Origin of the sequence: Mycobacterium sp., assembly GCF_965229265.1 — a bacterium.
In the GTDB taxonomy this organism is placed as follows: Bacteria; Actinomycetota; Actinomycetes; order Mycobacteriales; family Mycobacteriaceae; genus Mycobacterium.
Genome location: NZ_CBDDIY010000010.1, coordinates 1878181 through 1897758, shown reverse-complemented (window position 1 = coordinate 1897758; position 19578 = coordinate 1878181). Strand labels below are relative to the sequence as shown.

Annotated in this window: 25 protein-coding genes; 16 read left to right on the top strand and 9 right to left on the bottom strand. The window is 67.6% G+C overall.

Annotated elements, in window-relative coordinates:
* Window positions 1-252: 252 nt before the first annotated feature.
* The 5 genes from ADBZ9K_RS10695 to ADBZ9K_RS10675 all read left to right on the top strand — a co-directional run bounded on the left by ADBZ9K_RS10695 (window position 253) and on the right by ADBZ9K_RS10675 (window position 2850).
* The gene (locus tag ADBZ9K_RS10695; RefSeq protein WP_526620101.1) at window positions 253-1257 is read left to right on the top strand and encodes a DUF433 domain-containing protein; all 1005 of its coding nucleotides are present in this window, start codon (window positions 253-255) and stop codon (window positions 1255-1257) included.
* Complete coding sequence (locus ADBZ9K_RS10690; protein WP_526620100.1) at window positions 1254-1613, top strand: DUF5615 family PIN-like protein; 360 nt, start codon at window positions 1254-1256, stop codon at window positions 1611-1613. Before ADBZ9K_RS10695 ends, ADBZ9K_RS10690 begins: the two co-directional genes overlap by 4 nt.
* A 65-nt stretch (window positions 1614-1678) precedes the next feature.
* Complete coding sequence (locus ADBZ9K_RS10685; RefSeq protein WP_526620099.1) at window positions 1679-2077, top strand: ester cyclase; 399 nt, start codon at window positions 1679-1681, stop codon at window positions 2075-2077.
* A gap of 32 nt (window positions 2078-2109) precedes the next feature.
* The gene (locus ADBZ9K_RS10680) at window positions 2110-2367 is read left to right on the top strand and encodes a PhnA domain-containing protein (protein WP_526620097.1); all 258 of its coding nucleotides are present in this window, start codon (window positions 2110-2112) and stop codon (window positions 2365-2367) included.
* A gap of 75 nt (window positions 2368-2442) precedes the next feature.
* Window positions 2443-2850 (top strand): VOC family protein, encoded by a 408-nt coding sequence (locus tag ADBZ9K_RS10675; RefSeq protein ID WP_526620095.1) that lies wholly within the window; start codon window positions 2443-2445, stop codon window positions 2848-2850.
* Here the strand turns inward: ADBZ9K_RS10675 and ADBZ9K_RS10670 are convergent.
* Window positions 2847-3275, bottom strand: a complete 429-nt coding sequence (locus ADBZ9K_RS10670) for a hypothetical protein (RefSeq protein ID WP_526620094.1) — start codon at window positions 3273-3275, stop codon at window positions 2847-2849. The two genes, ADBZ9K_RS10675 and ADBZ9K_RS10670, sit on opposite strands and share 4 nt — an antisense overlap.
* Window positions 3276-3403: 128 nt before the next feature.
* Here ADBZ9K_RS10670 and ADBZ9K_RS10665 point away from each other — a divergent pair, with 128 nt between their 5' ends.
* Window positions 3404-4087: an O-methyltransferase gene (locus ADBZ9K_RS10665; protein WP_526620092.1), complete on the top strand. Its 684-nt coding sequence runs from the start codon at window positions 3404-3406 to the stop codon at window positions 4085-4087.
* 7 nt (window positions 4088-4094) lie between these two features.
* Here ADBZ9K_RS10665 and ADBZ9K_RS10660 read toward each other — a convergent pair whose 3' ends face one another.
* Window positions 4095-4781 carry a class I SAM-dependent methyltransferase gene (locus ADBZ9K_RS10660; protein ID WP_526620090.1) on the bottom strand — a complete coding sequence of 229 codons (687 nt, stop codon included), beginning with the start codon at window positions 4779-4781 and terminating at the stop codon, window positions 4095-4097.
* A 105-nt stretch (window positions 4782-4886) separates the two neighbouring features.
* On the opposite strand from ADBZ9K_RS10660, the gene ADBZ9K_RS10655 reads away from it, so the two are divergent.
* Window positions 4887-5408 carry a DUF1942 domain-containing protein gene (locus tag ADBZ9K_RS10655; protein ID WP_526620088.1) on the top strand — a complete coding sequence of 174 codons (522 nt, stop codon included), beginning with the start codon at window positions 4887-4889 and terminating at the stop codon, window positions 5406-5408.
* Window positions 5409-5411: 3 nt separating this feature from the next.
* Here the strand turns inward: ADBZ9K_RS10655 and ADBZ9K_RS10650 are convergent, their stop codons facing one another.
* A complete protein-coding gene (locus tag ADBZ9K_RS10650; RefSeq protein ID WP_526620904.1) occupies window positions 5412-6092 on the bottom strand; it encodes a guanylate cyclase in 681 nt (226 codons plus the stop codon).
* A gap of 38 nt (window positions 6093-6130) precedes the next feature.
* On the opposite strand from ADBZ9K_RS10650, the gene ADBZ9K_RS10645 reads away from it, so the two are divergent.
* Window positions 6131-6307 carry a hypothetical protein gene (locus ADBZ9K_RS10645; RefSeq protein ID WP_526620086.1) on the top strand — a complete coding sequence of 59 codons (177 nt, stop codon included), beginning with the start codon at window positions 6131-6133 and terminating at the stop codon, window positions 6305-6307.
* Here the strand turns inward: ADBZ9K_RS10645 and ADBZ9K_RS10640 are convergent.
* On the bottom strand, window positions 6304-7095 hold the full coding sequence (locus tag ADBZ9K_RS10640; RefSeq protein ID WP_526620084.1) for an adenylate/guanylate cyclase domain-containing protein: 792 nt from the start codon (window positions 7093-7095) through the stop codon (window positions 6304-6306). The two genes, ADBZ9K_RS10645 and ADBZ9K_RS10640, sit on opposite strands and share 4 nt — an antisense overlap.
* Before the next feature lie 35 nt (window positions 7096-7130).
* Here ADBZ9K_RS10640 and ADBZ9K_RS10635 point away from each other — a divergent pair, with 35 nt between their 5' ends.
* Both ADBZ9K_RS10635 and ADBZ9K_RS10630 read left to right on the top strand, forming a co-directional pair.
* Window positions 7131-8063, top strand: a complete 933-nt coding sequence (locus ADBZ9K_RS10635) for a hypothetical protein (RefSeq protein WP_526620082.1) — start codon at window positions 7131-7133, stop codon at window positions 8061-8063.
* A 13-nt stretch (window positions 8064-8076) separates the two neighbouring features.
* Complete coding sequence (locus ADBZ9K_RS10630) at window positions 8077-8991, top strand: 2-hydroxyacid dehydrogenase (protein WP_526620080.1); 915 nt, start codon at window positions 8077-8079, stop codon at window positions 8989-8991.
* Here ADBZ9K_RS10630 and ADBZ9K_RS10625 read toward each other — a convergent pair.
* From ADBZ9K_RS10625 to ADBZ9K_RS10610, 4 genes are all read right to left on the bottom strand, one after another.
* Window positions 8988-9356: a cupin domain-containing protein gene (locus tag ADBZ9K_RS10625; protein ID WP_526620078.1), complete on the bottom strand. Its 369-nt coding sequence runs from the start codon at window positions 9354-9356 to the stop codon at window positions 8988-8990. The genes ADBZ9K_RS10630 and ADBZ9K_RS10625 overlap by 4 nt on opposite strands.
* A 24-nt stretch (window positions 9357-9380) precedes the next feature.
* Complete coding sequence (gene alsS, locus ADBZ9K_RS10620) at window positions 9381-11051, bottom strand: acetolactate synthase AlsS (RefSeq protein ID WP_526620076.1); 1671 nt, start codon at window positions 11049-11051, stop codon at window positions 9381-9383.
* A gap of 1 nt (window position 11052) precedes the next feature.
* Window positions 11053-11775 carry an acetolactate decarboxylase gene (gene budA / locus ADBZ9K_RS10615; protein ID WP_526620074.1) on the bottom strand — a complete coding sequence of 241 codons (723 nt, stop codon included), beginning with the start codon at window positions 11773-11775 and terminating at the stop codon, window positions 11053-11055.
* Between the two features lie 111 nt (window positions 11776-11886).
* Window positions 11887-12762 carry an alpha/beta fold hydrolase gene (locus ADBZ9K_RS10610; protein WP_526620073.1) on the bottom strand — a complete coding sequence of 292 codons (876 nt, stop codon included), beginning with the start codon at window positions 12760-12762 and terminating at the stop codon, window positions 11887-11889.
* 231 nt (window positions 12763-12993) lie between these two features.
* Between ADBZ9K_RS10610 and ADBZ9K_RS10605 the strand changes: the two genes are divergently transcribed.
* From ADBZ9K_RS10605 to ADBZ9K_RS10595, 3 genes are read left to right on the top strand one after another with little or no spacing between them, the layout of a single operon-like run.
* A complete protein-coding gene (locus ADBZ9K_RS10605) occupies window positions 12994-13635 on the top strand; it encodes an Rv1363c family protein (protein WP_526620072.1) in 642 nt (213 codons plus the stop codon).
* On the top strand, window positions 13632-14234 hold the full coding sequence (locus ADBZ9K_RS10600; protein WP_526620070.1) for a hypothetical protein: 603 nt from the start codon (window positions 13632-13634) through the stop codon (window positions 14232-14234). The genes ADBZ9K_RS10605 and ADBZ9K_RS10600 overlap by 4 nt, the downstream gene beginning before the upstream one ends.
* A gap of 13 nt (window positions 14235-14247) precedes the next feature.
* The gene (locus ADBZ9K_RS10595; protein ID WP_526620068.1) at window positions 14248-15156 is read left to right on the top strand and encodes an alpha/beta fold hydrolase; all 909 of its coding nucleotides are present in this window, start codon (window positions 14248-14250) and stop codon (window positions 15154-15156) included.
* Here the strand turns inward: ADBZ9K_RS10595 and ADBZ9K_RS10590 are convergent.
* Window positions 15146-15946: an SDR family NAD(P)-dependent oxidoreductase gene (locus ADBZ9K_RS10590; RefSeq protein ID WP_526620066.1), complete on the bottom strand. Its 801-nt coding sequence runs from the start codon at window positions 15944-15946 to the stop codon at window positions 15146-15148. The genes ADBZ9K_RS10595 and ADBZ9K_RS10590 overlap by 11 nt on opposite strands.
* Before the next feature lie 27 nt (window positions 15947-15973).
* On the opposite strand from ADBZ9K_RS10590, the gene ADBZ9K_RS10585 reads away from it, so the two are divergent.
* Genes ADBZ9K_RS10585 through ADBZ9K_RS10575 form a run of 3 tightly spaced genes read left to right on the top strand, consistent with a single transcriptional unit; the run spans window position 15974 to window position 19529 of the window.
* The gene (locus ADBZ9K_RS10585; RefSeq protein ID WP_526620064.1) at window positions 15974-17236 is read left to right on the top strand and encodes a WS/DGAT domain-containing protein; all 1263 of its coding nucleotides are present in this window, start codon (window positions 15974-15976) and stop codon (window positions 17234-17236) included.
* Window positions 17233-17748: a DoxX family protein gene (locus ADBZ9K_RS10580; RefSeq protein ID WP_526620062.1), complete on the top strand. Its 516-nt coding sequence runs from the start codon at window positions 17233-17235 to the stop codon at window positions 17746-17748. The genes ADBZ9K_RS10585 and ADBZ9K_RS10580 overlap by 4 nt, the downstream gene beginning before the upstream one ends.
* Before the next feature lie 56 nt (window positions 17749-17804).
* Window positions 17805-19529, top strand: a complete 1725-nt coding sequence (locus ADBZ9K_RS10575; protein WP_526620060.1) for a DUF3556 domain-containing protein — start codon at window positions 17805-17807, stop codon at window positions 19527-19529.
* Window positions 19530-19578 lie beyond the last annotated feature (49 nt).

The following is a 19578-nucleotide window of genomic DNA, read 5'->3' as shown; positions in this document are numbered from 1 at the left end:
CTGAGACGGTCGCAACGGGATCCTGAGTTGTGCCAGCGTGTCGGAGGTACCCGACAAGATGAAGTGGTGCCGGACACTCCGCGGAAACCAGTCCTCGACCGCTACACATTTTCGACACGAAGCATCGAGCTACTCGACGATCAGAAGCGTCGATTTATGACGGGTTCTGGCTTTGTCACGGAGGTCGACGGACGCTAGTACCTCGTCAGCAACGCGCATGCGTTCTCTGGACTGAAGCCGAACAATGACTACATGGTGCCGGAGGCGTGGTCCATACCGTTCTATGCCAGGGTTTCCTTCCTAGGTCCGGCTGGGATCGGGAAATTTGTCACCTGGACGCTGCCGTTGCTTGATGCTGACAATCGGGCGCTGTGGCCTCAGCACGCAGGCAATGGCAGAGCAATAGACGTAGCGGCCTTGCCGCTGGAGACGGTGCCTCAGATCGAGTACTTCCCGATTGAACTCGACGGGAAGGTCCCAGTTACTGACCACAACGGTGCGCGCATGCGGTTTACGGTGGAAGTCGCTGTGACTCAGCGCGTTTACGTCGTGGGTTTTCCGCTCGGTCTCGACGGTGGTCTGAACACCGCGTCTATCTGGGTCGGCGCGACGATCGCGACCGAGCCCGTATTTGACATCGATGGGTATCCGCGGCTTCTCGTGGACGGTGCGACGCGCAACGGGCTGTCGGGAGCGCCTGTTTACGCTCGCTGGGCCAGAGGAGAGATGGTTCCCTTCAGCGACCCGGCGTACGACGTGGCTTCGGCGGCCCTGGTGAGCCCAACGACGTCGCTAGTTGGTATCTACTCCGGCCGGATCAGCGAGGCATCGGACCTGGGGTACGTATGGAAGCCATCGGTGATCGAGATGCGGCCGAGGAACCGATGTGGTGCGGCGACGGCTCCTGACTGCGGCGGGCGGCCCGCGTCGTCGGTGTGCTGCCTCGTGAGCAGAAGCATGCAGTGCCCGACCAGGTGTAGGCGGTTGTCGGCAAGGAGGCGCACAATGGGTGTCGTGTCGAGTGCAGGCAGTCGGTTGGGGCGTATCAAGATCGATCCCTTCGTGCTGCACGGCAAGCCCTCGATTCGTGGGATGAGGATCTCGGTGCAATCTCTACTGGAGCTATTGGCCAGCGGGATGTCCTTTGATGAGGTGTTGGCAGACTATCCAGATCTAGAGCGCGAAGACCTTCTCGCAGCTCTGGAGTACGGTGCCCTGGCGGCTGGGGGCCAGCAGCTGAACCCGTCCGGTTCGTGAAGTTTCTTGTCGATGCTCAGCTGCCAGCTCGATTGTGCGACTTCCTGAATCGCCGGGAGCATGACGCAATGCACGTATCGGCTTTGCCGAACGGCAACAGGTCGTCGGACGCCAGCATTGCTGAGCTGGCCGATGCAGAGGACCGTATCGTTGTTACCAAGGATTCGGATTTTCGATACTCGCATCTGACGAACAACTCGCCGAGGCGGTTGCTGATCGTCGCGACCGGAAATACTTCCAACACCGACCTACTCGACCTGGTCGAAAGTCGTCTCGACGATCTGGCGAGCGCGTTTGGCAGTGCTGAGTTGGTCGAACTGCGTCCGGATCTGTTGGTTATCCATCAGCGTCGATGACGTTGTTCTATCGCGGAATGTGGTGGAGTTCCGGTTCAATGTCTGAACAGCAGAAGAAGTGATGTATGGCTCAGGCTGACCTGTTGACCATTTACCGCGACTACCTGGGGTGCTTGAACGCCCGACGATGGGACGAACTCTCGCGGTTCGTGTCGGATGAGGTCATCTACAACGGAGTACGGCTGGGACTCTGCGGCTACCGGGCGATGCTGGAAAGCGACACCGGCGCAACACCGGACCTTCAGTTCGTTCCCGAAATTCTGATCGCCGACGATCGGGTAGTTTCTTGCAGGCTCTTCTTCCAGTGCACTCCACAGCGGGGTTTCTTGGGCTTCGAACCGACGGGCGGGCAAGTGTCGTTCGCGGAGCACGCCCTGTACAGATTCGAGAACGGACGGATAGCCGAGGTGTGGTCTGTGATCGATAAGGAAGCCGTTCGCCAGCAGATTTCTCATCAGAAGTAGCGCCGACGGTGACGTGGTCGAATTCCGGTTCAATGTCTGAGGTTCTGCCGCCGTGTCCGGCATGCGGCGAGGCGGACTCGGTCGGCAACGTCCTCGCTGACGGAGACACTGTGATTGTCGCGACGACTGTGAAGGTCAAGGGCGGCGGTGGAGGGGTCATCAAGGCTGGCACGAAGGTCCGTGGCATCCGGCTCATCTCCGATGGCGTCGGCGATCACGACATCGACGCGAATGTCCCCGGTTTCGGTCGCATGCAGCTCAAGTCGAGCGTGGTCAAGAAGGTCGTCTGAGCACGCTGCACGGCGCCGAGTGTGGGGGATGTGTACGCGGGCGGACCTGTCGGGGTGCGCCCCTAGCATGTGGGGATGAAATTCGTTTCGACCCGCATCATCACAGCAGACGTCAACAGGCTGGTCGCCTTCTACGAGAAGGTCACCCAAACCGCCGCGGTATGGGGCAACGAACTGTTCGCGGAGATCCCGACGCCCATTGGGACGCTTGCCATTGGCAGCGATAAGACCGTCCCACTGTTCGGGCGAGGAGCCGCTGAGCCGGCGGCCAACCGAACGGCCATCCTCGAGTTCATCGTGGACGATGTGGACGCCGAGTATGAGCGGCTCCGCGGGAGCATCGGCGAGGTGGTGACCGAACCCACGACGATGCCGTGGGGCAATCGAGCCCTGCTGTGTCGCGACCCGGACGCAAACCTGGTCAATCTGTTCACGCCCGTCACGCACGAGGCTCGGCTGAAGTTCGGTTTGAAAAGTCCCTAGTTCGGCTGCGGAGCGGTGGTGGCGCTCTGGCAGGCGGCGCCCAGCGCCTTGGACGAGTCGTACAACTGCTCGGCCGGACCGTTCGGGTCCTCGGCGATCGCCGTATAGGCGGCCGCCACCGCCTCGATCAGATCGGCGTCCGGTGTGGTGACCTCGGCCTTGATGTCTTCGAGCTTCTTGGCTGTACCGGCCGGATCGGCATCAGGGTTGTCGCCCATCACCGTGTCGATCTGCGAGCACACCGCCGCCAGCGTGCCCGACTCGGCAGCGGCGGTCGCACTGGCTGAGGTCGATGCGCTGGCAGACGAGGAGGACGCCGACGATGCCGTTGATGAAGTCGAGGAACCTCCACAGCCGGACAGCGACAGGCTGAGGGCGGCCACCGCGATGGGTGCGACCAGGGTGGTCGTGAGCAGTCTGGACATGGCAGTTCCCTCTCCTTGAAAGCTGTCCGACGGAGCATAGCCTCCCGAGTGGGCGCGCGTTGGAAAGGCGGGCTGTATCGCTCGAGGTAGCCGACCCACCGTGCCGAAGTTAGGTTAGCCTAACTCGCATGGACTCACTCACGATGTCACCGGTCGCCGACGTTTTGGACCGGCTGTTTGACGAGGCGGAGATCGCCGACCGCCCCTTCATCGACCAGATCCTCGACAATGCCGGCGCGGGGGTCGACCCGTTGGCCAGCCTGCTCGAGGCCGAAGCCCGCGACTACAAGGGGCTCTACCACCGGGCGGTGAACAACTTCCTCAGTGTCTCTGCGGATTTCGGCCGCCTCCTCTACATCTGCACCCGCGCCCGAAACTCCGAACGCGTCGTCGAATTCGGTACGTCGTTCGGCATCTCGACGATCTACCTCGCGTGCGCACTTCGCGACAACGGAGGGGGTACCGTCATCGGCACCGAACTCGAGCCCAGCAAAGCCGCACGGGCACAACAGAATCTGACTGCCGCGGGTGTGGCGGAACATGTCGAGATACGGGTCGGCGACGCACTGGACACGCTGCGTGATGGGGTCGGAGGGCCCATTGATGTCGTCCACCTCGACGGGGCCTTCAGCCTCTATTTGCCGGTGCTGCGGCTACTGGAACCTCATCTGAAGCCCAACGCGCTGATCCTCGCCGAGAACGGGACGCCGAACTACCTCGACTACGTCCGTGGCCCGGGCAACGGATACGTCTCGCTCGCCTTGCCGTTCGAGCCGGCACGCGGCAACGAACTCTCGCTGTACACGCGCTGACTCGTGCTCACGCGTAGCAGACCCAGCCGCGAAAGGTGAAGGCAGAGAAGAACTCGGTGATGTCGCTGAAGCCGGACTCCTCCAGGACTGCACGGTCCTGCTCCGGTGTCAGCACCGGAACGCCGGTCGCGATCGCCGTGTGTGCTTTGGCTACGTCGCCGGGATCGATCCCGGAGGCGAGCAGCCGCGCCACGTGACGGTTGATCCACAACTCCCGCTCGGTGTCGTCGCGCTGCGGAAAGCTCAGGTGCGCAACGACAAAAGGGGCACCCGGGGCCAGTCGGCGGCGCACTTGCTCGGCTGTGCGACGACGTTCGTCAGGGGACAGGAAGTGCAGCGTGAGCAGGCTGGTCGCGGCGGCGAACGGACCCGGCGGTGCGGCGTCGATGTACCCGCAGTGCATGCGCACCCGCGACGCATGCGGTCCCAGCGTGTGCCGCGCGAGGTTCAGCATCTGTTCCGACGGGTCGACGGCATCGAAGGTCCACCGGGGACGGGCCTCGGCGAACGCCTTGGTCTCCAGCCCTCCGCCCGCCCCGAGGACCAGAACCTCGGCGTCGGCGGGTGCATGTTCGTCGATGAGGACTGTGGCCATCCGGTGCAGATCTCGGTAGGCGGGCACCATGGGCGCGACTCGCTCGGCGTACCGGGCGACGAACTGCGGATCATCGAAGGGGATTGGCGGGATTGTCACTCCACGATGGTGTCGACCGCGCCTGGCATCGGCAAGATCCCTTGCTGATCAGGCAAACCGGTAACCACGGGCCAGCCGCCAGCGGGCCCGCGCTAGGATCCGCGAATGCGCGGAACACGGGTGTTTGTCGGCTTGGCTGCCGTCGCTCTGATCACTGCGGGCTGCGCGGGCTCCGACCCGAAGACCGCCGACAGCTCCACCGCGCAGGCCGCGGACAACAGCACCGCCGCGCCGGCGTCCCAACAGGCTGCGGCCTTCGGAGCCACCCTCGACATCGCCTCGTCGACCGGGACGGCCGCCTACACCGTCGACAACCTTCGTCCGGTACCGCCCGACGCCCAGATCATCCCGGCCAAGGGCACGATGTACGCCATCGACGTGACGATCGCCGCCAAGACCGGCACGACAACCTACAACGGCTTCTACTTCGTCGCCCGCGCGGCTGACGGCTCGACCATCGCTCCCGCGGTCGGCGCCGTCCGGCCGGGCATCACCTCCGGGCAGCTGCCGCAGGGCCAGCAGATCGCCGGCCACGTCGCCTACGACGTCCCGCAGGGCCAGACCATCGCCGCGATCGGTCTGCGTGATCCCAAGGGTGCGATGCTGGCGGTCTGGGCGGCCGGCTGACCATCAGTCGGCGAGCACTTCGATCTCGTCGCCGAGCCGGTAACCCCCGAGCAGAGGCAGGGTGTCACCGCTCCAGAATCGTCCCGGGTCGAACCAGTTCTCCTGCTTCTCGGTGGCCAGCAGGCCCATTTCCTCGTAGGTGATGGCCACCGTCTCGGCGCAGTACGCGGTCTCCAACCCGGCCTCCCGCCGAGCGGCCTTGCGGCGCTCCGCCGACTCGCGAACCTTCTTGTGCACAAACGGGATTCCACGCGTCCAATCACTGGCCGTGGGGACCCGGCCGCGCAGCCAGCGGCCGGTCAGCCGTGCCGTCGAGGGAAACGGAGTGCCGTCCATGCGGGCGATCACCTTCAGCAGCCGGTCTTCCTGCTTACCGCTGGCGTGCGGCTGGAGCTGGCGTAGCCAGCAGCGCTGACCGTACTGGTGCAACCACTGCTCGACGGCCTCCCGGGCATCGTTGAGCTGCACCCCACGGTGGTTGGTGCCGGTCCACAGGTCGAGCAGCTTGTGGCCGAGTTCGGCGTGCCACATCAGCGGCGGCAGGTCGTCGATCGCCACCGTCATGCCGACGTGATTGACCGGCGCGTTGGTCAGAGCCTGGATCGCGCGGTCCGGGCCCGAGTCGCCGCGGAAGAGCCAGACGTCGCCGGTGCGGGTCTCGTTCAGCGCCTGTGTCAGTGGCACGCTGTGCTCGGTCACCAGCGCAGCTTAGTGTGATTCCCATGCGCAGCATCTGGAAGTGGATCGGGCTGGCGGGTGCAGCCGGCGTCGTCGCGGGTGGCGTGCTGGTCGCCCGGGATCAACGTCGTCGCAACGCCTATACCCCCGAGGAGATCCGGGCCCGGCTGCATCAGCGCCACGACGAGGCCGCAGTCGCCCAGCCCGCCACCGGCAGCTAAGCCGCCACGGCGAAGAGGCGATGCGTGCCGGCGAACCCCTTCAGTTCCACTTCCCGGCCCGCGTCGAAGCCCTGCCCGTCGCCCACCGCCTTGCGCACCGGCTCGCTGACCAGGATCTCGCCGCCGTCGGCCTGACCGGCGACGCGGGCCGCCATCGCGACATTGCGGCCGAACACGTCGTCGCCGCGCAGCACCGACTTGCCCATATGAATGCCGATCCGCACCCGAATGCTGTTGTGCCGCATTCGCTTCGCATCGCGCTCTAGCGCCTGCTGCATCGCCACGGCGCACCGCACCGCCGCGCCGGGGTCGGCGAAGGCCACCATGAACCCGTCGCCCTGGCTCTTGACGACATGCCCGTCGTGCGCCCTGACCAGGCGTCGCACCAGCCGGTCGTGACTGCCGATGAGCCTGACCCAGGCGCGGTCACCGATGCGTTCGTTGAGCGCCGTGGACTCCTCGATGTCGGAGAACATCACCACCAGGTTGCCGTCCGGGGCCAGCCGTGCCAGGTCCGGGCGCTCCACGTCGGCCCAGTCGGCGAGTTCCTCGATCGAGGACCGCACCGCCCCGCCGAAGCCGTGCGTGCGCACCAGGTTGGCGGTCTGCCAGACCGTCTTGACCGCCTCCCGCCCGCCGGTCCACAGCAGATTGCGGGTGTCCAGGCGCTGACGCAGGTCCTCGGCTTCGGCACGGCTGGCCTGCAGCCGCGACCGCAGCACCAGCAGCGCCACCGCCTCGGCGACGGCCAGCACGGCCAGCACCGCGATCGCGATCGTCCAACCCACCAGTGCGCCGCCCTCCCGTCGGGAATCCTGAAGTGATGATGCCCCCTTATTACGAGAGCAGGTTCATTCGCGCCAACCATCCCGACCGCGCGCAGGCGATATGGCTGCGTTGGACGCTGCTGGTTCCCGAGCCCGGTCTCCCGGTGGCCGACGTCTGGGTGATGATGTTCGACCCAGACGGCACCGGGAACCGCGCACTGAAGGTGCCCCACCCGCTGCGGGCCGCCGACTACCGCGAGGATCCGTGGATGGCAAGCATCGCCGACACGGCGATCGACGACGTGAGTGCGCGGGGAACCCTGGACGGCGCCCGTTGGGACCTGGCGATCAGGCCCGGGCCGGAGCCCGCGGTCAAGCTGCTCACCGACCGGGCCTACCGGGCGAAGTTCCCGACCGCCAAGACGCAGGTGCGCCATCCGCTAGCCCGGTTCGACGGCAGCGTCACCCTCGGCGACTCCGTGCTCACGCTCGAATCGTGGACCGGCAGCGTCAACCACAACTGGGGCAGCAAGCACACCCCGGCCTACGCCTTCGGCCAGGCGTGCGGCTTCGACGGCCACCCGGACACCAGCCTGGAGGTGGTCACCGCCCACGCGGGGCTCGGGCCACTGCGGCTGCCGGCGGCCACCCTGTTCGTGCTGCGCCACGACGGCCGCGAGATCGCGGTGCGCTCGGTGCTGGCCGCCCGACACACCCGTGGATCCTACGAACCGTTCACCTGGTCGTTCGGCGGTCGGGTCGACGGCGTGCAGCTGCGCGGCGACATCCGCGCCGACCCGCGCGACGTGATCGGCCTGACCTACACCGACACCAACGGCGACACCAAGTTCTGCTACAACTCGGCGTTAGCGAACTGTCGAATCACCTTGTCCGGCAATGGTTTCCATACCGAACTGACGGCATCGCGGCGGGCGATGTTCGAGATCCTCACCGACCGGCCCCACAGCGAGGTGCCGCTGCTGGTGTAGCAGACTGGGCAGCATGGCCATTCTCTCCGTCGGCAGGCTCGAACCGTCTCTGGAACAACAATTGACCGCCCGGCACAGCCCGCTGCGGTGGCCGGTCCAGGCCGAGCATGCCGCCGAGGTCACGGTGATCGTGTGCGGCGGGTGCCCCGGGGTGGATGCCGCCTTGATGGACGCACTGCCGAACCTGGCCGCGATCGTCAACTTCGGCGCCGGCGTCGACGCCATCGATGTGGCCGCGGCGCGGCAACGAGGGATCGGGGTCAGCAATACCCCCGACGTGCTCAACGACACCGTCGCCGATACCGCACTCGGGCTGATCCTGGACACCATGCGCGGCTTCGGCGCGGCCGACCGCTACGTGCGGGCCGGGCGGTGGGCTGACGAGGGGCCGTTTCCCTACACCCGGGATGTCAGCGGCAGCCAGGTCGGGATCCTGGGCCTGGGCCGGATCGGCTCGGCGATCGCCACCCGGCTGCTCGGATTCGGTTGTGCCATCGCCTATCACAACCGCCGGCCGGTCGCCGACAGCCCCTACCGCTACGCCACCTCGCCGGTGGTACTGGCCGAATCCGTCGACGTCCTGGTGGTCGCCACCGCCGGCGGCCCCGATACCACCCATCTGGTGGACCGCGCCGTCCTCACCGCGCTCGGCCCCAGCGGCTATCTGGTCAACATCGCCCGCGGCAGCGTCGTCGACCAGGACGCCCTGATCGAGCTGCTGGCCAGCGGCGGCCTGGCCGGCGCGGGCCTGGACGTCTACGCCGACGAACCCCACGTGCCTGCCGCGCTGCGTGAACTGGACAACGCGGTGCTGCTGCCGCACATGGGCAGCGCGACCGCCCGGACGCGCACCGCCATGGCCGCGCTGGCCATGCGCAACCTGGAGGAGTTCCTGGCGACCGGACGGTTGGTCACCCCGGTCGGCTAGCTGTCGGACGGGTCCGGCACGAAGTGCGTGTCGGCGCCGGGCTTGAACACGACGTAGGCGCGCTTCCACGGGGCATCGTCGATCAGGCGCCACTTGTGCCCGGTGCCGGTGTGATCGACGGCAAGCAAGACGTCGCCGGGGTGGATGGTGAACGTCTCGCCGCCGACCGTGGTGAACTCCAGGACCCCGGACAGGGTGATGACGTACTGGGGGATCGGATCGTTGTGCCAGTCGTACGACGAGTGCGGCTCGGTTTCCTTGAACTGCACCGATTCCGCGTCGACCAGCGCCCCGCCGGCAATGCTGCCGCGCTCGACATGGGAGTTGCCGTCGGGACCGGTGTAGAGCCGATAGGCTCGAATCATTGCTTCATCCTTATCTTTCGGCGGTCAATCGAGAACGTCGTCGTGCAGCTGCGCGGCCAGGTCGGTGTTGGAGCGGTAGTCGACGCGGACGTCGATGATCGTGATGCCCGTATCGTCCAGTGCATGTTTGAACGCGTCCTCGAAGTCGTGCAGGGTGTCCACCCGGATCCCGGTCGCGCCGAACGCCGCGGCATAGTGCGCGATGTCGTAGTCGCCGAGCTGCACCCCGGATTCGCGGCCGTATTTCAGCTTCTCCTGGAAACCCACCATGTCGTAGGTGTCGTCGCGCATCAGGACGTGGGTGAAGCTCACCCCCAGTCGGGCTGCCGTCTCCAATTCCTGTGCGCTGAACAGGAATCCGCCGTCGCCGGAGATCGACACCACGTGGTCTTCCGGTCGCACCAGGGCGGCCGCGATGGCCCAGGGCAGCGCCACGCCCAGGGTCTGCTGTCCGTTGGAGAACAGCAGCCGGCGCGGGGCGTAGGCGCGCAGGTGGCGGGCGGTGTAGATGTAGTTCGATCCGATGTCGCAGGCCACGGTGGTCTCATCGTCGATGAGCTCGCGGATCGCCAGTACGAGTGCGGCGGGGTTGACGCCGGCCTCGGTGTCGGGGCTGGCGGCGGCGTCCTCGTCGATGGCGGACAGCGCGGTTCGTTGCTCGGCGACGACCGCTGCCGCCGTCTCGGATAGAGCAAGCCCGGCGAGCCCAGGGATGAGGGCCCGCACGGTGGCGTCGATGTCGCCGCGCAGTTCGAGCGCGGGCTGATAGTGCGTATCGATGTCCGCGGCGATCTCGTCGAGGTGGATCAGGGTGCGGGCCGGGGCGTCGTTCCACAACCGCGGGTCATACTCGACAGGGTCGAAGCCCACCGCCACGACGACGTCGGCGCGCTCGAGCAGGATGTCACCGGGCTGATTGCGGAACAGTCCGACCCGACCGAGGTAGTGCTCCTCGAGGGTCCTCGACACCACTCCGGCCGCCTGGAAGGTCTCGACCACCGGGAGCTCGGTGACGCTGAGCAGGTCCCGCAGCGCCGCGCAAGCACCGGGGTCGGCCCCACGCATGCCGACCAGCACGACCGGGAACCGGGCCGCGCGGATCAGGTCGGCCGCCTGCGAGATCTGTTCGGGCGCAGCGGCACCCAGCCGTGCGGCCGGGGTCGGCGCGGCGATCGTGGCGGTGGTGGCTTCGGCGGCGACGTCGGCGGGGATCACCACCGCGGCAGCACCGTGCGGCACGGTGGTGGCCGCGCGTAGCGCATTGGTGATCGCCTCGGATGTGTTGTCCGGGTGCGTGATCTCGCCGGTGTACTTCGTGACCGTGGCCAGCAGTGCGGCGGCGTTCATCGATTGGTGGGTCCGCTTGAGGCGGTCGTCGCGGCCGACCGATCCGCAGATCGCGATCATCGGGTCCTGTTCGGTGTTCGCGGTGACCAGGGCGGTAGCCAGATTCGTCGTGCCCGGGCCGGATGTCACCAGTGCCACGCCAGGGATGCCGGTGAGCCGGCCCACGGCGGCGGCCATGAACCCGGCATTCTGTTCGTGGCGGCACACCACCAACTGCGGCCCGCCGTCGCGCAGCGCGTCGAAGACCGCGTCGATCTTGGCTCCCGGGATGCCGAAGATGTAGCGCACCCCGAATGCCGACAGGGTATCGACCACCCGCTGCGCGGAACGTGTTGTCGTCGTGTCCATCTCATCCCCCTTCGGTCCGGCGGATCTGTCCGTCGGCGTCGATATCGGTCAGGTCGGCCTGTTCGAACTGCGGGGTCCGCGGCAGGCTCAGGTGTAGCTCCGAGCCGACGCCGACCTCGACGGTGCCGCGCAGCAACCGGTAATCCAGCGCGTGGCCGCCGCGGGTGCGGCCGGCGTCGATGAAGTGCGCGTGATAACCGGCCACCGAAATGCCCTGTACCCACTGCGGCATCCGGAACCCGCCGAGCGTTCCGCTGATGTCGGTGAAGGCCACCTCATGCTGATCGCGGGTGGCCTCGGTGAACGGCCGGTAGGGCGGCTGTTGCCGGCTGACCGTGCGGGTGCGCATCGTCTCGAACTCACCGGTGACCCGGACCGTCACCATCAGGTTGGGGCTGCCCACCGCGGCGTCGACGAGGGCGGTGAGCTGGGCGCGATCGTGTGGCTGGGCCACCTCGATGGTCTGCTGGGGCCGGAATCGGGTCACCACCGCGAAGGGAACGAGTTCGTCCGCGCTCGCCAGGGCAGCGCTGCCATCCGAACGCAGCTGGTAACACGCCGCGTCGAGCATCAACAGTTCCCCGTCGAGACCGTTGAAGGTGCCCAGGCCGAAATCCCCGTGGCCCAACAACTCCCGGATCCTCACGTCACCGTCGTAGATGCCGCCCAGCAGGGCTTCCATCGTGGCGACCTGGTAGATCTCGCTGATCTCGTCGGGACCCATGCGTCCATCCTGCCGAAGTCCCGCGCGCGGGGCGTCGACGCTAACCCCCAACCAGGCTTCCGGCGACCACCATTGCGCGACGGCGGCCGGCCTGGTAGGCGGTGGCCCGGGTCAGCGGGTGACGAACGCGACGACGGCTCGGCTGAAAGCGTCGTTGTCGTCGCCGGCGGCGGTGTGGCCGGCGTCGGCGAGCTCGACGAACTCCGCCCGCGGCACCTTGGCCAGGAAGTCGGCGACACCCTCACTGCTGACCACGTCGGAGAGCTTGCCGCGGATCAGCAGAATCGGAATGGTCAGGTTCACCGCAGCCTGCTCGAGGCGATCCACGTGGACGAACGGGTCGTCCTGGTCGGAGGGTGCGGTGAGAAACGCCGGATCCCAGTGCCAGTACCACCGGCCGTTGCGGTGCCGGAGGTTCTTCTTCAGGCCGTCGAGGTTCTTCGGACGTCGGCGGTGGGGGAGGTAGGCGGCGATGGCGTCGGCGGCCTCTTCCAGCGTGTCGAACCCATGGACGTGGCTGAACATGAAGTCGCGGATGCGGGCGGTGCCCTCGTGCTCGACCCGGGGCACGACGTCGACGAGGACGAGTTTGGTCACCGCGTCCGGGCCCGCCTTCTCGGCCACCGCGATCCCCGTCAGGCCGCCCATGCTGGCCCCGATCAACACCACCGGGCGGTCGATCTGCTCGAGCACCAGCAGCACGTCGGCGCACAGGGTGTCGACGGTGTATTCGCCGTTGGGCGCGCGGTCGCTGTCACCATGGCCGCGGGCGTCGAGCGCGACTACATGGAAACCGGCCTCGGCCAGCACCTGACCGGTGTTCTTCCAGGAGAAGCGGTTCTGCCCGCCGCCGTGCAGCATCAGGATCGTGGGGCGTTCGGCCGCGGCGGGCGCCCCGCGGTTCCACTCGTCGGCCACCAGGGCGAGATCCTTGTCGCCGCGGAACTCGACGGTCTGCGGACCGCTCTTCGTGCTGCTCACGGGCATCCTCTCGGCCGAACCTGGAAAGCACGTTACCGGTCTGCCGCACCGCTGTGCGTCTGGGGCGCCGGCTGTGCGTCCAGGGCGGGATTGGCACGAAAACGCCACCGTGGAGGCACAGCGGATGCCGTCACCGCACAGTCGGCGGAGTCAACCCGTGACCGCTCTCACAGCGGCTACCGGTAGCCTTTCGCCCCAGTGCGGGTGAAACGGCCCGTAGCGCCGCAGAGGAGAGATATGGCTGACGAGCCTGCCGTGCCCGAGGACGAGGCCGGCACCGCAGTCGACGCCGAAGCCGAAGCTGCCGACGACGCCGACGAGATTGTGGACGACGAGATCGTGGAGGAGACGGCGGCCGACGATGCGCCGAAGGAAGCCGCCGCGAAATCGGAGCGGTCCCACGTCCGGCTGGCGCTGATCGTCGGGGTGGCGGTCGTCGTCGCCCTGGGTGCGCTGACCGGCTGGCTGGGCTACCGGGCCTATGAGGCCCGTGCGGCAGACCAACTCGACGAGTTGCTGGTCGGCGCCGGTCGCCAGGGTGCTATCAACCTGACCACCATCGACTTCGAGCATGCCGACGCCGACGTGGCGCGCATCCTCGACTCGGCGACCGACCAGTTTTACGATGACTTCGCCAAGCGGTCCCAACCCTTCGTCGACGTCGTCAAGCAGGCGCAGTCCAAGTCGGTGGGCACCGTCACCGAGGCCGGGCTGGAGTCGGTGACCGGTAACGAGGGTCAGGTGCTGGTGGCGGTCACCGTCCAGACGTCCAATCGTGGTGCGCTCCAGCAACAACCGCGGTCATGGCGGATGCGGCTGACTGTCAAGAAGACCGGCAATGATGAAGCGAAGGTCGCAAAAGTGGAGTTCGTACCGTGACGACTGACGACAAGCCCGAAACTCCCGATCCCGAGGTCGTCGAGGCGGAGACGACCGCGGTCGAGCTCACCGACAGCGAACCGGTCGACACCCCGGCCGCGGCGCCGAAGCAGGGTTTTAGCCTGGCCCGCGCGGTGGCTTTCGGGGTGCTGCCGCTCCTGGCGCTGCTGCTGGCCGCCGGGGCGGGGTACTTGAAGTGGCAGGACTCCTCGCGCCGGGACGCCGACACCGCCCGCAGCCAGTCCGTTCAGGCCGCCAAGGATTCCACCGTCGCGCTGCTGAGCTACAAGCCCGACACCGTCGAGAAGGATCTCGGTGCGGCACGCGACCGGCTGACCGGGAGCTTCCTGGACGCCTACACCCAACTGGTGAACACCGTCGTCATCCCCGGCGCCAAGGAGAAGAAGATCTCCGCGGTGGCGCAGGTGCCCGCCGCCGCATCGGTGTCGGCCAAGCCCGACCACGCGGTGGTGCTGCTGTTCGTGGACCAGACCGTCGTCGTCGGTTCCGACGCGCCGACCAACACCGCCTCCAGCGTCCGGGTGACCCTGGAAAAGGTCGGCGACCGCTGGTTGATTTCGGGGTTCGATCCGATCTAGGAGGGGGCCCGATATGACCGAGCCACGCTGGATTGAGGTCTCGGCACCGGCAGTGCAGCTCCGGGCACTCACCTGGGGGCCCACTGACGGCCCGATCGCCCTGTGCCTGCACGGTTTTCCCGACACCGCGTGGGGGTTCCGGAGGCTGGCGCCGCATCTGGTCGCCGCAGGATACCGGGTCATCGCCCCCTTCATGCGCGGCTACGTGCCGTCGTCGATTCCCACCGACGGCAGCTACCACATCGGGGCGCTGATGGATGACGCACTGCAGGTGCGCGCCGCCAGCGAGCCCACCGACCGCGACATCGTCATCGGCCACGACTGGGGTGCCATCGCCGCGATCGGGCTGGCCGCGATGCCCGACAGCCCGTTCGCCAAGGCGGTCATCATGTCGGTGCCGCCGTCGGCGGCGCTGCACCCGTCCGACGGCCCGGTGGCCAACCGCGGCCGCCTGCTCCGGCTGCTGCCCGCCCAGGTTCTGCGCAGCTGGTACATCAGCTACTTCCAGTTGCCGGTGCTGCCGGAACGCTCGCCGTCCTGGATCGTGCCGCTGCTGTGGCGGCGCTGGTCGCCCGGGTACGACGCGGCCGAGGACCTGCGCCACGTCGACGCCGCGATCGGTTCCCCGCAGCGTTGGCGCGCGGCGCTGGGCCCCTACCGGGCGACCATCCGCAATACCCGCCCGCCGGCGCGCTACGCCGAGCTGCACCGTTGGTGGACCGAACCGCCGCGGCTGCCCACCCTGTACCTGCACGGAAACGACGATGGTTGTATGACACCGGAATTCACGCCGTGGGTGTGCGACGTGCTGCCAGCCGGCAGTGACGTTGCGATCGTGGAGCACGCCGGGCATTTTCTGCAGCTCGAGCAGCCCGACGCGGTGAGCCGGCGGATCGTGGATTTCCTGGGCGCTACTTCTTGAGCCCGGGGTGGGTGCGGGCCAGCAGCGGCAGCAGCAGCCGCCGCGGCGCCAGGTGATACACCGCGGAGGCGGCCCGGTTGAGCCGTCCCGGCACCACCACCGCTCGGCCCGCGGCCAGCCCGTCGACCCCTGCTCTGGCGACGTCTCGTGCGGACACCCACAGCGGCTTGGGTAACGCGGCCTCGGCGTCGGCGGTGGAGAACCCCGCGGCCTCGCCGAATCCGGTGTGTACCGGGCCGGGGCACAGCGCGGTGGCGGTGACGCCGCTGGGCTTGAGTTCCTCGCCGAGAGCGTGGGTGTAGGACAACACGAAGGCTTTGGCCGCGCCGTAGACGGCCTGCCCCGGCAGCGGCCCGAAGGCGGCCACCGAGGCGACGTTAAGCACCGCCCCGCGCCGCCGGCCGGCCATGGCGCCCACGAAGCGGGTGCACAGATCGACCACGGCGGCCACGTCGACCTCGATCACGTTGAGTTCGGCTTCGGGGTCGGCGGCGGCCACCGGCCCCATGGTCGTCAGCCCCGCGTTGTTGACCAGGATGTCGATCTCCAGGCCGAGCCCGGCTACCCGCTCGGGTAGGGCGGCACGGTCGGCTGGTCGTGAAAGGTCGCTCACCACAACCGAACTGGATCCGGGCAGGTCGGCTGCGAGTGCTTCGAGCTGGTCGCCACGGCGGGCCACCAGCACCACGTGGTGTCCGCGCGCCGACAATTCCCGGGCGATCTCGGCGCCGATGCCCGACGAGGCGCCGGTGATCAACGCGGCACGGTTGGGGCCGGGGGACGGCAGCACGGTTGCCAGCCTAGGACAATGACCGGCATGCCTGCCAGCAGAGCCATGACGGCGGTGGACGCGCAGATGCTGTGGATGTCGGCCACGATTCCCAACGACCAGTTCCTGCTGTATGCCTTCGGCGGTGCGCTCGACGACCCCGACGCTGCTGCCGACGAGCTGCGCCTGCGGGCCCGAGCCCGCGACGAGCTGCGTCTTCGGGTGGTCGAGCAGGGTGCACTGCGCTACCCGCGCTGGCACCGCGGTGCTGTCGGCGACGACCAGTTCGCGGTGCATGCGAGCGGGGGAGTGGACTGGGCCGGCTGCCTGGACGCGACGACGAGGTTGGCGCACGATCAACTCGACCTTCACCAGATGAGCTGGCGCGCACATATTTTCCCCCGGGTCACCGGTGTCCCGGGGGTGGACGGCACCGGTTCGGTGGTGGTGGTGCAGATCGGCCATGCGCTCGGGGATGGTAACCGCTCGGCAGCGCTGGCCGGTGCGTTGCTCGGCCGCACCCGGCCGGTGCCGGTGCCTGCCGGGACCCGGCGCGGGTTCCTGCCGGTGCGCGCGGTCGAGGCCGCGCGCGCTCACCGTCAGCTGGTCCGCGACATCGAGGCCGGCATCATCGCGCCGCCGATGCCGCCGCGCCCGGTGCTCAGCGTCAATCAACGACCCCGCGCCATCCCGGCGATCCGGACGATTGCGCTGCGTCGCGACCAGTTGGGTGGGCCCACGGTGACCGTCGCGGCACTGGTGATGATCGCCGAGGCGTTGGCCGGCTATCTTCGCCGCCGCGACGAGGACACGTCCCGGCTGGGTGCCGAGGTTCCGATGGCGGGCGAGCCGGTGGCTTTCGCCCACAACAATTTTCGCAACGTCGGGATCGGCCTGTACCCGGAGCTGGACCGAGCCCGGCGCGCAGCGGCCATCGCCGCCGAGCTGTCCGTGCAGCGCCGCCGCGGACAGCATGCGGCGATGCGTACGTCGGCGGCCGCTTTCGCGGCGGTGCCCGCACCCCTGTTGCGCTGGGGGGTGCGTCAGTTCGATCCCGACGCCCGCTCGCACAACGTCACCGGCAACACCGTGGTGTCCAGCGTGAACCGCGGGCCGGCGGATCTTTCGGTGGGCGGCCGGCCGGTGGTGCTCACCGCCGGATTTCCCGGGCTGTCCCCGATGATGAGCCTGACCCACGGCGTGCACGGCATCGGCGAGACGATCGCGCTCAGCGTGCACGCCGACCCGGACACTGTTGACGTCGACGACTATCTCGCCGGGTTGCGGGCCGCGCTAGGTTTACCTGCGTGACTGCTTACGACGTGGGATTGCTCATCATCCGGTTGGTGCTCGGCCTTACGATGGCCGCCCACGGCTACAACAAATTCTTCGGCGGCGGGCGGATCGCGGGAACCGCAGGCTGGTTCGACAGTATCGGGATGAAGCCGGGCGCCTTCCACGCCCGAGTGGCGGCGAGCACCGAGCTGGCCGCAGGGCTGGGCCTGGCGGCGGGCTTGCTCACCCCGGTCCCGGCTGCCGGGTTCGTGGCGCTGATGGTGGTCGCGGCCTGGACTGTCCACCGGCACAACGGGTTCTTCATCGTCAAGGAAGGCTGGGAGTACAACCTGGTGCTGGCCGCCTCGGCCGTTGCGATCGCCGCGACGGGTGCGGGACGGCTGAGCCTGGACTACGCCCTGTTCTCCGGCACCGCGTGCTACGACCTGTTGCACGGCTGGTCGGGCTTGGCCATCGCGGTGGGTCTGGGCCTGGGCGGCGGCATCGGCCAGCTGGCGATCTTCTACCGCCCGCCCGCCCAGGCCTGAGCCATCCGCGGGGAATTTGCTTCCGCAAGACTAGAACACGTTCTAGTCTTGCGCGCATGGGATTTCTGAAGCAAGAAACGCCCGTCCTCGACTTCGAGACGTGGAGCCAAGGCACGCGTGCGGAGAAGATCAAGCCGATGGCGCGGCACTGGGCCGAGGTGGGCTTCGGAACGCCGGTCGCCCTGCACTTGTTCTACGTCGTGAAAATCCTGCTCTACATTTTCATCGGCGCGCTGTTCGGTCTGGCGACCAAAGGTATCGACGGGCTGACCAACATCGGTTCGTGGTGGTCGGAACCGATCGTGTTCGAGAAGGCCGTCCTGTACACGATGCTGTTCGAGGTCGTCGGCCTCGGGTGCGGCTTCGGACCGCTCAACAACCGGTTCTTCCCACCGATGGGTTCGATCCTGTACTGGTTGCGGCCCAAGACGATCCGGCTGCCACCGTGGCCCAACCGGGTGCCGTTGACCAAGGGGGATGCCCGCGGTCCGGTCGACGTCGCGCTCTACGCGGCGCTGATCGTGATGCTGGTGGTGGCGCTGTTCTCCGACGGCACCGGACCCATTCCGGAGCTGGGCACCACCGTGGGCCTGCTGCCGAGCTGGCAGATCGTCGCGGTCCTGGTGTTGCTGGCGCTGGCCGGCCTGCGCGACAAGGTGATCTTCCTGGCCGCCCGCGGCGAGGTGTACGGCGCCTTCGCCGTCGCTTTCCTGTTCGCCGGGGCCGACATCATCGTGGCCGCCAAGCTGGTGTGCATGGTGATCTGGATCGGCGCGGCGATCTCCAAGCTCACCCGGCACTTCCCGTTCGTCATCTCCACGATGATGTCCAACAGCCCCGTGATGCGCCCGAAATTCCTTAAGCGGATGTTCTTCGCCCGCTTCCCCGACGATCTTCGGCCCGGGCGGATGTCACACGTGCTGGCACACATCAGCACGGCCATCGAGGCGCTGGTGCCGCTGGCGCTGTTCTTCTCCCATGGCGGATGGCCGACGGCGATCGCCGCCTTCGTGATGGTCTGCTTCCATCTGGGGATCCTGTCGTCCATCCCGATGGGCGTGCCGCTGGAGTGGAACGTCTTCATGATCTTCTCGGTGCTGTCGCTGTTCGTCGCGCACGCCCAGATCGGCATCACCGACATCACCTCGCCCTGGCCGATCCTGCTGTTCCTGGTGCTGGCCGGCACCGTCACGCTCGGGAACCTGTTCCCGCGCAAGGTTTCCTTTCTTCCGGGCATGCGCTACTACGCCGGTAACTGGGACACCACGCTGTGGTGCATCAAGCCCTCCGCCGAGGCGAAGATCGAACAGAACCTGGTCTCGATCGCCAACATGCCGGCCGCCCAGCTGGAGAAGTTCTACGGCAGCAAGGAGGCCGCCCAGATCCCGATCTACATGGGCTATGCGTTCCGGGCGTTCAACACCCACGGCAAGGCGTTGTTCACCCTCGCCCACCGCGCGATGGCCGGACAGAACGAAGACGACTACTCGATCACCGACGGCGAACGCATCTGCAGCATGGCCATCGGCTGGAACTTCGGCGACGGGCATATGCACAACGAGCAGCTCATCGCGGCGATGCAGCAGCGCTGCCACTTCGAACCGGGCGAGGTCAGGATCGTGCTGCTCGACGCCCAGCCGATCCATCGGCAGCGCCAGGAGTACCGGCTCGTCGACGCCGCCACCGGCCAGTTCGAGACCGGCTACGTCGCCGTCGCCGACATGGTCACCCGTCAGCCCTGGGACGACACCCTTCCGGTGCACGTCACCAGCGGTCAGTAAGCGACTAACCGAACGGTTGGTTGACCCCGCTGCGCGGCAGGCCGAGGGC